Annotated in this window: 9 protein-coding genes; 7 read left to right on the top strand and 2 right to left on the bottom strand. The window is 47.9% G+C overall.

Annotated features, from left to right (window positions below; all coding sequences use genetic code 11):
• Positions 1-105: 105 nt before the first annotated feature.
• The 6 genes from JFT56_RS12365 to purF all read left to right on the top strand — a co-directional run bounded on the left by JFT56_RS12365 (position 106) and on the right by purF (position 8,406).
• Complete coding sequence (locus JFT56_RS12365; protein WP_198780394.1) at positions 106-3,252, top strand: FimV/HubP family polar landmark protein; 3,147 nt, start codon at positions 106-108, stop codon at positions 3,250-3,252.
• A gap of 100 nt (positions 3,253-3,352) precedes the next feature.
• A complete protein-coding gene (gene truA, locus JFT56_RS12360) occupies positions 3,353-4,138 on the top strand; it encodes a tRNA pseudouridine(38-40) synthase TruA (protein ID WP_198780393.1) in 786 nt (261 codons plus the stop codon).
• Positions 4,139-4,206: 68 nt separating this feature from the next.
• Positions 4,207-5,478: a bifunctional tetrahydrofolate synthase/dihydrofolate synthase gene (gene folC, locus JFT56_RS12355; protein ID WP_198780392.1), complete on the top strand. Its 1,272-nt coding sequence runs from the start codon at positions 4,207-4,209 to the stop codon at positions 5,476-5,478.
• Positions 5,471-6,232 (top strand): cell division protein DedD, encoded by a 762-nt coding sequence (gene dedD / locus JFT56_RS12350; RefSeq protein WP_198780391.1) that lies wholly within the window; start codon positions 5,471-5,473, stop codon positions 6,230-6,232. The genes folC and dedD overlap by 8 nt, the downstream gene beginning before the upstream one ends.
• A gap of 113 nt (positions 6,233-6,345) precedes the next feature.
• The gene (locus tag JFT56_RS12345) at positions 6,346-6,834 is read left to right on the top strand and encodes a CvpA family protein (protein ID WP_198780390.1); all 489 of its coding nucleotides are present in this window, start codon (positions 6,346-6,348) and stop codon (positions 6,832-6,834) included.
• Positions 6,835-6,891: 57 nt separating this feature from the next.
• Entirely contained in the window at positions 6,892-8,406 is a 1,515-nt protein-coding gene (gene purF, locus JFT56_RS12340) for an amidophosphoribosyltransferase (protein WP_198780389.1), read from the top strand.
• Between the two features lie 75 nt (positions 8,407-8,481).
• Here purF and JFT56_RS12335 read toward each other — a convergent pair whose 3' ends face one another.
• On the bottom strand, positions 8,482-9,984 hold the full coding sequence (locus JFT56_RS12335; RefSeq protein WP_198780388.1) for an alanine/glycine:cation symporter family protein: 1,503 nt from the start codon (positions 9,982-9,984) through the stop codon (positions 8,482-8,484).
• Between the two features lie 340 nt (positions 9,985-10,324).
• Between JFT56_RS12335 and JFT56_RS12330 the strand changes: the two genes are divergently transcribed.
• Positions 10,325-12,427, top strand: coding sequence for a DNA topoisomerase III (locus JFT56_RS12330; protein WP_198780387.1), 2,103 nt, complete (start codon positions 10,325-10,327; stop codon positions 12,425-12,427).
• 360 nt (positions 12,428-12,787) lie between these two features.
• Here JFT56_RS12330 and JFT56_RS12325 read toward each other — a convergent pair whose 3' ends face one another.
• Complete coding sequence (locus JFT56_RS12325) at positions 12,788-14,077, bottom strand: alpha/beta fold hydrolase (protein WP_198780386.1); 1,290 nt, start codon at positions 14,075-14,077, stop codon at positions 12,788-12,790.
• Positions 14,078-14,178: the final 101 nt, after the last annotated feature.

Here is a 14,178-nt window from a genome sequence, read left to right as displayed (position 1 = left end):
AGTAGCAGGGCAGAGATTTCTGGTTTATAGTAATCTCAATAAATACAATTGCCTAAAGCCTGTTATCAGCGAGATAACTTTATAGCGCTTCAAAGGGAAGGATTGATGAAATTTCGCACTTCGTATCTTGTGGGCCTGATGGCCACCGTTTTAGCCGTTTCCTCCACGACTTATTTTATCGATCCCGCCGTTGCAGCCGATACACCTAAAGTTAAACCCTTGAAAATCATGGGGCCAGATGGACAGATCCGCCAAGTAAACCATCAATATGGCCCAACCACCTCAAAAGATACTTTTTGGAGCATAGCGCAAAAAGTGCGCCCCGATGCCAGTGTGAGTGTCTACCAAGTGATGGCCGCGGTGTTTGAGGCCAACCCCCATGCCTTTAACTCTGACAATTACAATAGCCTCGAGCGAGGAATGATTTTACTCATTCCGTCAAAAGAAGTGATGTTGGCAATCCCCAATAGCCTAGCGATAGCGAGGGCTGAGCGCGATGATAAACAGGCGCGTAGTGGGGTAAAAGCGACCACTAAAGCCACCCCCAAACCTGCAGTTAAAGCACCTAAGCCTGCGGTCGTTGCTCCGGTTGTCGCAGAGGCAAAACCTCAGGCCGAAGTAAAAACGCCAGTTGCGAAAACTGAACCAACATCAACCCCAATTGCCTCCAAGGCAGAACCTAAGATGTTGAGTTCGGATGTCAATGCGCGCCTTGAGGCCGCCGAGAGCAAAAATTTATCGTTAACGGATGAATTGGCTCGAACCCAAGATCAGTTATCGGTTAGAAATACGGATGTCGAAGTACTAAAAGCAAAAGTTGAAGAGTTAAATCAACAAATTGCGATGTTGGAAGAAACACTTCAGGCCACAAAACAGCAGAATCAAGCCTTGAAGGCCGAGGTCGAGGCGGCGCAATCACCCGTTACCACAGAGCCTGAAACGCCCAAAGAACCCGATGATTTATGGCGTAGTCTGATGGAGAGCCCTTTGCTCTTAGTCGCTGCAGCCGTGATCCCAGCTCTATTGGTTTTATTTTTAGTGTTTTGGGCACTGCGCCGCAAACGCAATAAAGAAAGACGTGAATTAGAAACCCAACAAGCGGCTATGGCGGTCGGGGCCGCAGGTATGGCGACGGGCGCCTCTGTGCTGGCGATGGATGATGACGATCTCGATGATATGGCCGTGCATTTAGATACGGACCATGCGGATTCTATCGATAGCTTATTAGATTCAGGCAGCGTGGCTCTTCAACCCGAGCAGGACATGGTCGATATCCATGATCAAATGGATATGGCAGCGGACATGTTTATCGATCAAGGGGGAAGCGTAGCACCTGAGCCCCAGTTTGAAGAGGAAGAAGGCCAATCTTTAGATGATTTGTGGGCTGAGGCCATGGGCGATCAAGAAGAGCCCTTCGCCGAAGAAAAAATCAAATCGGGTAATATTCTTGAGGAAGAAGATCTCGACGCCTTGCTGGCTGGTCTAGGTTCGGATGATGACGCTGAACAGCCCCAAGACGATATGCGCGCCTCGGTGGATAACTTGGCCGAAGAGTGGGTTGATGATGATGTCGCTGCTGATGTTGAGATGCCCTCTGAGACCTACGCCACTCAAGCGTCTTCCGATGATGATTTGAGCGCAGCGATTGCCGCCGAACTTGAAGCCGATGCCGAGCTCGATGGGCTAAATGTTGAAGATAATCTGGATATCGATGCTTTACTTGCCGACTTTGATAAGCCCCCAGAGGCACAAGCTGAGCCCGATCTCGGGGATGAAATTGCCGCCGAGCTTGACGATGAGTTAACGGCTTTAGGTGTCGAAGATACCGATGATATTGATGCTTTGCTTGCGGATTTTGATAAGCCTGCCGCCCCAGAACCGGATTTAGGGGATGCCATTGCCGCTGAGCTTGATCCTGAACTCGATGATATTGGCATTACTGAAACCGATGATATCGATGCTTTACTCGCATCTTTTGAGACTTCTGATTCTTCGGCAGCGCAATCCACAGATGTGGCAGAGGACGTTGAAGCGGCAGGAAATATCGTGCCAGAAGCCGAGGCTGAGCTTGAACCTATGCTACCCGACGCGGATGAGGAGCTTGACCACCTGCTTGCGGCAGAACGAGAAGCATCACTGCCCGAAGAGTTATCGACTGCGGGGGATGATCTCGATGCGCTTTTAGCCGAGTTTGATGTGCCAGAGCAGGGCGAAGCGGATGCCGATGATTTTAATTTCGACTTAGAAACGGCGCTAACGGATAGCGAAAAACCCGCGGATGAAGATGATTTACTCAAAGGTATTGGAGCGACCCACGCCCTAGATGGTAGTGACGATACCTTTGAATTGGCACAAACGATCAATGCAGAGAGTGCTGCGTCAGATGATGCGGTGTTTAGTGGTTTTGATGCCGATGCAGAGTCTGATGCTGATATCGACGGTTTAGCCGTGTCTGCGGCAGCCGCTGCGGCGACAGTGGCAGCTGCGAGTGCTAAGGAGAAAGAATCCTCTTTCTTCAATGATTTAAAAGCCAATAAGAGCAAAGATCCCCATGTGCTCGATTGGGATACTGAGCTTGATTTTGCATCTGCTCCAGTACCAAAGGCTAAGCTTGCTCCCACTCTTGATGAGCCTGCACCGGCCAACGTCGATGCGGTAGCAACCAAGCCGAGTGTACTCGCCGATACTGAACTCGACTTAAGCACAGATATCGATTTCAGTGCGGATGTCGATTTAAGCACGGATGTGGATTTGAGTGACGACAGTGTCTTGGCGGCGTTTAGTGCCAATGCTGACCTTGATATTGATGATGTGTTAGCGACTGAGGATAGTTTTAGCCTCGATGATGATCACACTCTGACGGTGGATGAGGCGTTAGCCGCATTGGACGCCAAGGAGTCTCGCAAGGCTAAGCCATTTGTAGCTGATCATGATCTGACCAGTTTCCAAAATGAACATGGTTTTATCGATATCGACAAATTGCTCAACGATGCCGAGCAGGATAGGCAAGAGACTGATTTATATCCTGACGTCGATGTGGAGATGAGCGACGTGGGCTCCTTGATTGGCGACGCTGAGATGATCGATGTCGATGATGAAGAAAACTCGGTCAACGCAAAATTGGATCTGGCCCGCGCCTATATCGAAATCGATGACAGTGACAGTGCTAAAGCCTTGCTTAAAGAGGTCCAAATGGATGGTAATGCGCGTCAACAGGATGAAGCGGCCAGATTGCTCAAAGAGATAGGCTAATCCTATTTATTCGAATTAACCCCAGCGGCGCTCTAAGCGCCGTTTTTTTTATGGTCTGCTGTGATAAAATGCGCCGCTTAATTAACAAAGAGGGTGTGAGATGCGGATTGCATTGGGTATTGAATATGACGGCAGTGGTTATTTTGGTTGGCAACGTCAAGCTGAGGTCGATTCAGTACAAGGGCAATTAGAGCGGGCGTTATCTGTGGTCGCCAATGAACCTATCAGTTTATTTTGCGCTGGGCGTACCGATGCGGGCGTGCATGCAACAGGACAGGTGGTGCATTTTGAAACCAACGCGATTCGAAATGAAGGCGCATGGACCTTAGGGGTGAATGCAAATCTTCCGGATAATATTGCGGTGCGCTGGGTAAAAGAGGTCGATGAGAGTTTTCATGCCCGCTTTTCGGCTACGGCCAGACGCTATCGTTACGTGATCTACAATCATAATTTCCGTCCAGGCATTCTGCGCCACGGTGTCAGCCATTACCACGGCGATATCGATGCCCAAAGGATGCACCAAGCGGCGCAGGCGCTTTTAGGGGAGCAGGACTTCACTAGTTTTCGTGCCGTGCAGTGTCAATCAAAAACGCCGTTTCGCAATGTGCATAGTGTCAATGTCACGCGCCAAGGCATGTATATCATTGTTGATATTGCCGCCAATGCCTTCCTACACCATATGGTGCGCAATATTGTCGGGTCATTACTCGAGATTGGATTGGGTAATCAGCCCTTAACGTGGATGGGTGAGTTATTGGCGTTAAAGGATAGAAATCAAGCTGCGGCCACGGCTAAACCCCATGGGCTTTATCTGGTTGACGTCACCTATCCAGAACAATATCAGCTGCCTAAGTTGGCCCTTGGGCCATTATTTATGTTGGATTAATGCCGTTGGGGTCATTCGCTCAACGTCTGAAGATGATTATCGCCCGTTATCGAGGAAGGAAATAACCTATGCTAACAGTACCAACGGCAAATGCAGCATTAGATCAGTGGTTGGAATATTTGCTGTCTATTCATCCAAGTGAAATTGACATGGGGCTCACGCGGGTCTCTAAGGTTGCACAAAGGCTTGGGCTGTTAGATTTAAGGCCTTCGACTGTGGTGACTGTCGGCGGCACTAATGGCAAAGGCACAACCTGCGCCATGCTAGAAAATATCCTGCGTTTATCGGGTTTGACCGTTGGCGTTTATAGCTCGCCACATATGCTCAATTACAATGAACGGGTGCGTATTAATGGCAATGATGCCAGTGATAGCGCCTTGGTCGCCGCCTTTGAGCAAATAGAAGCCGCAAGGGACGATATTTCCTTAACCTTCTTTGAATACGCCACGCTTGCAGGCTTGATACTCTTTAAAGCTGCAAAGCTTGATGTGGTTATCTTAGAGGTCGGTTTAGGCGGTCGTTTAGATGCCACCAATATGATCGATGCCGATATCAGCGTGGTGACCTCTGTGGATTTAGACCATGAAAGCTATCTAGGTAACACCCGTGAGCTAGTGGGCCGTGAAAAAGCAGGTATTTTCCGCCAAGGTCGTCCCGCTATTGTCGGTGAGCCTAACTTGCCACATACAGTCAATGATGTCGCCAATGACGTAGGCGCAATCTTGTATCGCGTCGGCAACGAATTCAGTTATCAAGTCCATGGCAATTTGTGGGATTTTCAAGGCCAAGTACTTAAGCTGCGCGATTTAGCCTTACCCACTTTGCCATTACCCAATGCGGCGACAGTGCTGGCGGTCATTGAACAGGGCTGGCCGGATATTGCGCCTGGGATTATTGCCAAGGGCATTAGCACGGCTCGATTAACGGGACGATTAGAGCGGGTAAATGAACAGCCCTTGATCTTACTCGATGTGGCCCATAATCCCCATGCGGCCCGTTTCTTAGCCCAGCAGCTCAAGCCGATTGTTGCGGGTAAGCGGGTTTTTGCCCTGTGCGGAATGCTAAAGGATAAAGATATTGCGGGTGTGTTGCCCGTCATAGATCCTCTGGTGGACGCTTGGTATTTAGTGAGTCTACAGACAGAACGCGGTGCCAGCGCCAGCCAATTACACCAGACCTTAGCCCCTGAGACCAATGCCGCTGAATTTGAGCAGATAGATGCGGCATGGATGGCATTAAAAGCGCAAATTCAACCCGATGATGTGGTAATTGTGTTTGGCTCCTTTTACACTGTGGCAGGATTTAAGTCTCTCTTTAAGCAGGATGTCAGTTTTGTCTAGCCAGTTTCATAATCGTTTAGTCGGCACTGTGGTGCTGGTTGCCCTTGGGGTGATTTTTCTGCCGGATATTTTAGATGGTAAAAAAGATCATCAAGAAGAGCAGTTTGCGGAAATTCCATTACGTCCAAATCTGATCGAACAGCAGAAAAATGCCGATGATATGCTTGAGGTCCTCTCGGCGCAGGATGTGGGGGAATTGACCGGTGAGCAGGTCGAGTTAGCCGAGTCTCAGCCCAATGATGAGGCTGCCCTAGCACAAGCGGTAAAATCGACTCCGCCTAAGGCCGAATCGGTCAAATCTGAGTCGGTCAAACCCGAGCCGATAAAAGAGGCGAGCAAATCACAAACGGCGAAGGTTGAAAGCAAATCTGAGCCGAAGAAAGAGCCAGCGAAATCGACCACAGTGGCAAAAACGGAAAAGCCTAAGACCGACGTCGCAAAGCCTAAGACTGACGTTGCAAAGCCGAGTAAAGATGAAGTGAAAGTCGTTAGCCGTGAGTCGTTAAAGCCGGGGCTGACGCTGCAATTAGGCGCTTTTAGTAATGCGGCGAACGTTAAAGCCTTAGTGGCCCAGCTGCGTAAAAATGGCTTTAAAGCGTACACAATTCCAGACAACCCTAAGGATGGCGTGCTGACAAAAGTCTTCGTCGGTCCCGATGTATCAGAAGCCAAGTTGAAGAAGATGCAGGAGGATATTGAACGCCTTACGCACCTTAAGGGCAGGATTGTCCCCTTTAACCCGTTGGAATCTTAATGGCGATACAAACCCGAGACTGAAATAATTTATTTACCTCTCTAGGGGTGAGAATCATTTCAGTCTCTGGTAGAATCGCGCCGTCTTAAAGCCTATGTCGGAAAGCCATCTCAATGGTTTGGATTGATTACGCTATCATATTCGTCATCGGATTATCGACTCTCATCAGTCTGATCCGCGGATTTGCCAAAGAAGCCATGTCGTTAGTGGTATGGTTTGCGGCTTTCTTTGTTGCCAGCCAATTTTATCAAGATCTTGCCGTTCACTTAACGCAGATGAACGACGAGATGTTGCGCAATGGGGTTTCCATTGCCATTCTTTTCATTACCACCTTAATACTCGGTGCCTTGGTAAATTACATACTAGGGCAACTTGTTGTTAAAACTGGATTATCTGGCACAGATAGACTCCTAGGTCTGTGCTTTGGTGCGGTTAGAGGGGCGCTCATTGTCAGTGCTCTGTTGTTTTTTATGGATGCTTTTACGGGTTCCCCCAACGCTCAGTGGTGGAAGGATTCTGTATTAGTGCCCGAATTTGGCGTTGTTATTCAATGGTTTTTTAACTATTTGGAAAATACCTCCAGCTTTGTACCCAAACTATAAGAAAGAAAATTAAATAATCCTAAGTGATAGAACATCTTACAATGAGGAAGCTTACCCATGTGTGGTATCGTCGGAATAGTTGGCCAATCATCGGTTAATCAGACCATTTATGATGCACTGACTGTGCTTCAGCACAGAGGTCAGGATGCGGCGGGTATTGTGACCGTTGATCGTGGTGCTTTCAGACTACGTAAAGCTAACGGTCTGGTAAAAGACGTATTTGAAGTCAAACATATGCAACGCCTACAGGGCAATGCGGGTATTGGCCATGTACGTTATCCAACTGCGGGCAGTTCAAGCGCGTCAGAGGCGCAGCCTTTCTATGTTAACTCGCCATTTGGGATCTCATTAGCCCATAACGGTAACTTAACCAACACAGTCGAATTGGCTGAAGGTTTGATTAAGAAACGTCGCCATGTGAATACCACTTCGGATTCTGAAGTGTTGTTAAACCTGCTTGCTGACGAACTGCAAAAAACCACGAGTTTGACCCTGACGTCGGAAGAAGTGTTCGATGCGGTCGCGAACGTACACCAACAAGCGCGCGGCGCCTACGCCGTAGTGGCGATGATCATCGGCCAAGGCTTAGTCGCGTTCCGTGACCCATTCGGTATTCGTCCCTTAGTGTTAGGTAAGCACGAAACCGCTACTGGCACTGAATATATGGTCGCTTCTGAAAGCGTGGCCCTCGATGCCGTTGGCTTTGAAGTGATGCGTGATGTGGCGCCGGGTGAAGCAATTTATGTGTCAATTGATGGTCAGCTATATACCCGTCAATGTGCGGTAGAACCTAGCTATGCACCTTGTATCTTCGAATTCGTGTATTTTGCCCGTCCAGATTCGACGATCGACAAAGTGTCTGTATATGCAAGTCGCGTCAACATGGGCGCTAAGCTTGGCGAGAAGATTAAGAAGGAATGGTACGATCACGATATCGATGTGGTTATCCCTATTCCTGAAACCTCCTGCGATATCGCGCTGGAAATTGCCCGTTGCATGGACTTACCGTACCGCCAAGGTTTTGTGAAAAATCGCTATATTGGCCGTACTTTTATCATGCCCGGTCAGCAGGAACGTAAGAAGTCAGTGCGTCGCAAGTTGAATGCGATTAACACTGAATTTAAAGGTAAAAATGTGTTGCTGGTGGATGACTCTATCGTACGCGGCACGACCTCTGAGCAAATCATCGAGATGGCCCGTGAAGCGGGTGCTAAGAAAGTGTACTTTGCCTCTGCCGCGCCGGAAATTCGTTTCCCGAACGTGTACGGTATCGATATGCCAACGTCGAACGAGCTTATCGCCCATGGCCGTGATGCCGATGAAATCGCCAAGTTAATTGGTGCCGATGGCATTATTTTCCAAGATTTAACTGATTTAATTGAAGCGGTTAGAATGGAAAATCCAGAGATTAAACGTTTCGAAACCTCAGTGTTCGATGGCCATTACATCACCAATGACGTAGATCAAGCGTATTTGGATCATTTAACCCAATTGCGTAACGACGATGCCAAAGCAGACCGTAACAAAGATATAGGCACTAACCTAGAACTGCACAACGTCTGCCACCCATAATGATTTAGGGTCATAAATAATAAAGCCAGTGAGAAATCACTGGCTTTTCTATTTGGCACTATGACACCGCAATCGCTATGAAATGTGGCTATTAGACTCTGCAGTTTGGGATGTTTGCACCGTCTGTGCTGGTCGATCTTCCCCTGCATTTTTACGTTCTACCCAGTAATCTGCATTCTTAATACCGAGTTTTTCTGGGTCAAATAATGGTTCCAGCCCTTGATTCTGTTGTGACTCATAATCCTTAAGGCAAGTAAAAGCGGTTTTTTGCAAGAGGATAATGGCGACAATGTTGAGCCATGCCATCAGGCCGACACCTATATCACCTAATCCCCAAGCCAGATCCGCCGTTTTTACTGTGCCATATACAGTTGAGCCCATTAAGACGACTTTAAGTATAACCGTGAGCCAAGGACGATTAACCTTGCGATTGATAAAGGCAATGTTGGTCTCGGCAATGTAGTAGTAAGCCACAATAGTGGTAAAGGCGAAGAAGAAGAGGGCGACGGCCACAAACATGTTACCAAAGCCTGGCATCATGCTTTCCATTGCCGTTTGCACATAACCAGGGCCCGCAGCAACACCCGCAATACCCGTGTAGAGTGCGACACCTTCAGGGCCTTGCACATTGTAAAGCCCAGTGATAAGCAGCATAAAACCAGTGGCAGAGCACACAAATAGCGTGTCAATGTACACTGAGAATGCCTGTACTAATCCTTGTTTTGCGGGGTGACTTACCGCCGCTGCAGAGGAGGCATGAGGACCCGTACCTTGGCCTGCTTCGTTAGAATAAATACCACGCTTTACCCCCCACATGATGGCAAGCCCTAAAATAGCGCCAAAGCCTGCATCAAAGCCAAAAGCACTCTTGATAATTAACCAGATAATATCGGGTAGCTGGCCAATGTTCAGTGCAATAATCACGCAGGCGACAATGATATAACCCAGCGCCATAAAGGGCACGACGGTACTCGCAAAATGGGCAATACGCTTCACGCCACCAAAAATGATAAACCCGAGCAGCATAGCCAATATTGCCGCTGTGACATTAGGATCAATATCGAAAGCGGTTTTTAAGCTCGAACCAATGGAGTTGGCTTGCACGCCGGGTAATAGGATCCCGCAGGCAAAAATGGTCGCAATGGCAAAGACCCAAGCATACCACTTCATGCCTAAGCCTTTTTCAATATAAAAAGCCGGTCCACCACGGTATTCACCATTGATTTTTTCTTTGTAGACTTGGCCTAAGGTGGACTCGACGAAGGCTGAGCTGGCGCCGAGAAATGCCACCATCCACATCCAGAATAGAGCACCAGGACCACCAAAAGTGATTGCCGTAGCAACCCCTGCAATGTTCCCCGTACCGACTCGACCCGCTAATGTCATCGCTAATGCTTGAAAGGAAGACACCCCAGCATCAGTGCTTTTACCATCAAACATCAGACGGATCATTTCGGGCAGATGACGTAACTGGAGGAATCGGGTGCGAAGGGAGAAATAAAGCCCAACACCTAGGCAAAGAAACACGAGCGCAGGGCTCCAAACGACACTATTGATCGCATTCACAATCTCATTCATATAGCGCAACTCCAATATTTTGTTGTTTTTGCAGAGTTTTTAGATTTACGGGTTTAAAATTTATTTGAAAAAGTCGCATTCGTTGACACTTAACGCTTTTGCCAACGTCCAAGGTACTCAACATAACTATTTTTTGGGTTGCTTCATAGCTAAAGTTGTTAAATATTTGATAGTTTGATGTTCTTTTTTTGCAAGAGGAGTCTTGAAGGGTAAAACTGAGGCCAGCAAGTCTTTAAGATGAGGTTGAGCTGCACCAGTTGTCGATGGCAGATACCGATTTGCACTCTTAAGCACTTTGCGCTAAATTATACTGTAATTATATCCAGTGTTTGGTGTTTGTATGATCCTCTATATCGCAGAAAAACCTAGCCTAGGGCGGGCCATTGCCGATGTATTGCCTAAACCCCATAAAAAAGGCGATGGATTTATCCAAGCAGCTAATGGCGATTGTGTATCTTGGTGTGTCGGGCATTTGCTCGAACAGGCGCAGCCCGATGCCTATAATCCAGAATATAAGTCTTGGAAATTTGAACATTTACCAATAGTGCCGGACAAATGGCAGCTTAAACCAAAGGCTGCGACCCGCAGCCAACTCTCAGTATTAAAAAAACTGGTAAAACAAGCCAATACACTCGTTAATGCGGGCGATCCCGACCGCGAAGGTCAACTGTTGGTCGATGAAGTCATAGCTTATCTTGGGGTGACTGGCGATAAGTTACATCAAACCCAGCGGTTGTTGGTAAGCGACTTAAACCCACAGGCTGTAAAACGGGCATTAACCCAACTTCGTAGTAACCGCGAGTTTATTCCTCTGTCCACCTCGGCCTTAGCTCGCAGCCGAGCCGACTGGCTCTATGGAATGAATATGACGCGGGCCTATACCATCCAAGGTAAAAAGGTCGGTTATCAAGGCGTGTTGTCCGTCGGCCGCGTACAAACGCCCTTGCTTGGGTTGGTGGTGCGCCGCGATGAAGAAATTGCCCATTTTCAATCTAAGCCTTTCTATGAAGTGCTGGCCCATTTGGCAACCGAAAAGCAGGAAACCTTCAGTGCAAAATGGCAACCCAGCGAAGCCTGTTTACCCTATATGGATGAAGAAGGGCGAGTGTTAGCCAGAGGTTTAGCGCAAAATGTGGTGAATCGCATCAGTGACAAACCCGCCTTAGTGACGCAATTAGCCTCTAAGGATAAGAAACAATATCCGCCTTTGCCCTACAGTTTATCTGCATTACAAATAGATGCGGCGAAACGTTTTGGCATGAGTGCTAAGGACGTGCTCGATACCTGCCAGAGCTTATACGAACGCCATAAACTTATTACCTACCCTCGCTCCGACAGCCGCTATTTACCCGTTGAGCAACATAGCCTTGCACCAGCGGTGCTTAGGGCGGTGAGTCAGGGAGCTGGCGAGTTATTGCAAGGGGCTAATGCGCCCGATCCTAAGCTTAAATCTAAGGCGTGGGATGATAAAAAAGTGGATGCCCACCATGCCATAGTCCCCACCGAGAAAACCGCTAATTTATCGAGCTTAAGCCTGCGGGAAAAACAGCTTTATCTGCATATTGCCCGCCAGTATTTAGCGCAGTTTTATCCGCCTTATTGTTACAGTGAAACCACTGTGCAAGTGACAATTGAGGGCGGCTTATTTAATACTAAGGCGCGTCAAGATCAGTCCCTAGGTTGGAAACAACTCTTTGCTCGCCAAGAACCTAATGGCAGCAAGGCGAGTAGAAACCAATCGACGGAGGAAAGCACAGGCAAGGACGACGAGGAGAATGATGAGTTTATCGGCCAGCTACCGCCTCTGAAATTGGGACAGGTTTTGCATTGTACTCGAGGCGAATTACTTGAGAAAAATACCCAGCCGCCAAAAGCCTTTACCGATGCCACCTTACTCAGTGCCATGACGGGGATCAGCCGTTACGTGACCGACCCTGAGGTCCGAAAAATTCTTAAAGAAACCGATGGCTTAGGTACTGAAGCAACCCGAGCTGGTATTATTGAACTGCTGTTCAAACGTGGTTTTTTACAACGCTTAGGTAAATCGATTGTCTCGACAGATGTGGGCAAAGGTTTGATTAACAGCCTGCCCGCGAGTGCCACTACGCCAGATATGACGGCGCTTTGGGAGGCAAGCTTGAATGGCATTTGCCATAAAGAAACCTCCTATCAAGCCTTTATGCAGCCACTACTGGGCACCTTATCGACACTTATCCAGAATGCAGGCGCACAACTGCCAACAGCGCTGAATGGTTTAAAAGGCCAAGGTTATCGAAAGCCTTCCGCTAAGAAAGCCGGTTATCGCAAATCACCTTACGCTAAAGGAGCCAGTGGCTCGGTAAAACGCACCAGTTCAGCAGGAACTAGGAGCACGGCTAAAAATAACAGCGTGAAAAAGTCAGGTGCTAGTTCAAAGTTCAGCGACAAGGAGCCCTACACCTAATGTGGTTGTAATGGTTTGATGACCACTCACTAATTGGCCCTAACAACTATATTCCATCACAGCATATCGCTATGGGATATTCACCTCAGTGCAAAGGAGCTGCTTAGCGATGGCTTGCTGGTCCTATAAGGTGGTTTACAATTCAGAGCAGCTAGTTAACGCGCGCGTCTTTCTCGTGGGATGCATTCTTAAACAATGGCGCTGATATTGCGCTGAATTTAAGACAAAAAAAAGAGTAAACCAAGGCGGTTTACTCTTACGGAAAATAGGTCGTTGAACGTTGTAACCAAAATCACTCAGTTGGATGAGGAGCGCAGTTACAATGACAGCTTTTACTTAATTAACCCTTAAAATTAACATCTATCTTAAGAGTTCACCCCGATTCAAACTGATCAGTTTATCTAAAATCCGCTCGCCATCCATACGGATCCCATTATGTTCATATTCCGATGTGAGCCAATATTTTAGCTGGCCGATTTGCTGGGCTGACTCAAGGCTGTATTGCATTTCGACAAACATATCCTCGCTATAAATGGCCGCGGCAACGGGGACGCGGTTTTGGCTAAGTTGTTCCAGATTGTAAAGCACTGGCCAATCGGATTTACTGGCCAGTATTTCTGCCGCGGCTTTGAGTGGCCTGAGGTGGCTAAATTGGTCGAACATCCAAGGGTAAATCATTTCGCCAGTGAAAAGGAAAGGCTTACCGACTTGGTAGTTAAAGGCGGGAAATGCTTGTCTTACCCTGTGCGCCGCCCACTGGGATGCGCTCTGCTGGCAATAGATGGCCTCGTGTAGCAGGGCAAAAATCGGGTTGGTGTTATAGTCGAGTAGTTGGCAAAAATGATTTAAGAATAATGGATTTACCTCTATGCCGGAGGGCGTGTTGATCAGGGCTTGCTCTAGCAGATAATAGACAGACTCCGGTCCTTGCTCCATGCCTAAGTTGATGCCAAGCAACTGCAACATTTCAACGGTGAGACGTTCTCCCGTGGCCAAATACACTTCATTGTCAATTAAGTGCTTCGCTAACCGTGTGACTATATGCTGAGCATCGTGAAAGCGCTGGAAGAAAGCGTGGTTTTTTGCGAGCACTCGTTGATAGGTCGCTTGATACACTTCATCACTGCTACGGGTTAAGGATGGAATTCCCCCTGTGATATAGGCTTCACTCACGCCTTTAGGGGCGGAGCTCAGATAATGCAAAACGCAAAATCCCCCAAAACTTTGACCCAGAATCGCCCATTTATCGGCGGGGCAAAGTTGGGCTCGGATGGCTTCGGCATCACGAATGATATTGTCGGCCCTAAAGTGGCTAAGGTATTGCGCCTGTTCTATGGGCGTTAAATGTTTAAGGCTCTGGTAATTAATCGGTGTCGATAAGCCTGTGCCGCGCTGATCGAGCAGTAATACTCGATATTCTTTCAGCGCGCGGCGGATCCAACCACTATTACTGGCAGGACGCATGGCGGCAAAGCCAGGGCCGCCTTGAAAAAACACTAAGTAGGGGAGTTTTTTATCTTTATTTTCAGTGCTGCAGAGCTCTCTGGCAAAAACCTTAATTTGGGTGGCAATCGGATGCTGATAATTGAGGGGCAGGGTAAAGGTATGTTTTTTGGCAAGCACACCAGCAAGAACAATATCGGGTTTCATCAATCAACCTCTAGGGTAGGGCTTTGAGTATATTGGCAGATTGTATACAAAAGCACTGTTCCTGCAAGTTGGGACTTTTTGATGTGGCTTTGGTGAAGATC

Source organism: Shewanella putrefaciens (assembly GCF_016406305.1).
Lineage (GTDB): Bacteria > Pseudomonadota > Gammaproteobacteria > Enterobacterales > Shewanellaceae > Shewanella > Shewanella putrefaciens_C.
This window is presented reverse-complemented; position numbering and strand designations above follow the sequence as displayed.

Bases quoted from the DNA above. Each gene is read 5' to 3' on its own strand.
- JFT56_RS12365 (WP_198780394.1), top strand. From the start codon at position 106: ATGAAATTTCGCACTTCGTATCTTGTGGGCCTGATGGCCACCGTTTTA.
- JFT56_RS12335 (WP_198780388.1), bottom strand. From the start codon at position 9,984: ATGAATGAGATTGTGAATGCGATCAATAGTGTCGTTTGGAGCCCTGCG.
- JFT56_RS12345 (WP_198780390.1), top strand. From the start codon at position 6,346: ATGGTTTGGATTGATTACGCTATCATATTCGTCATCGGATTATCGACT.
- JFT56_RS12325 (WP_198780386.1), bottom strand. From the start codon at position 14,077: ATGAAACCCGATATTGTTCTTGCTGGTGTGCTTGCCAAAAAACATACC.
- JFT56_RS12330 (WP_198780387.1), top strand. From the start codon at position 10,325: ATGATCCTCTATATCGCAGAAAAACCTAGCCTAGGGCGGGCCATTGCC.
- folC (WP_198780392.1), top strand. From the start codon at position 4,207: ATGCTAACAGTACCAACGGCAAATGCAGCATTAGATCAGTGGTTGGAA.
- purF (WP_198780389.1), top strand. From the start codon at position 6,892: ATGTGTGGTATCGTCGGAATAGTTGGCCAATCATCGGTTAATCAGACC.
- truA (WP_198780393.1), top strand. From the start codon at position 3,353: ATGCGGATTGCATTGGGTATTGAATATGACGGCAGTGGTTATTTTGGT.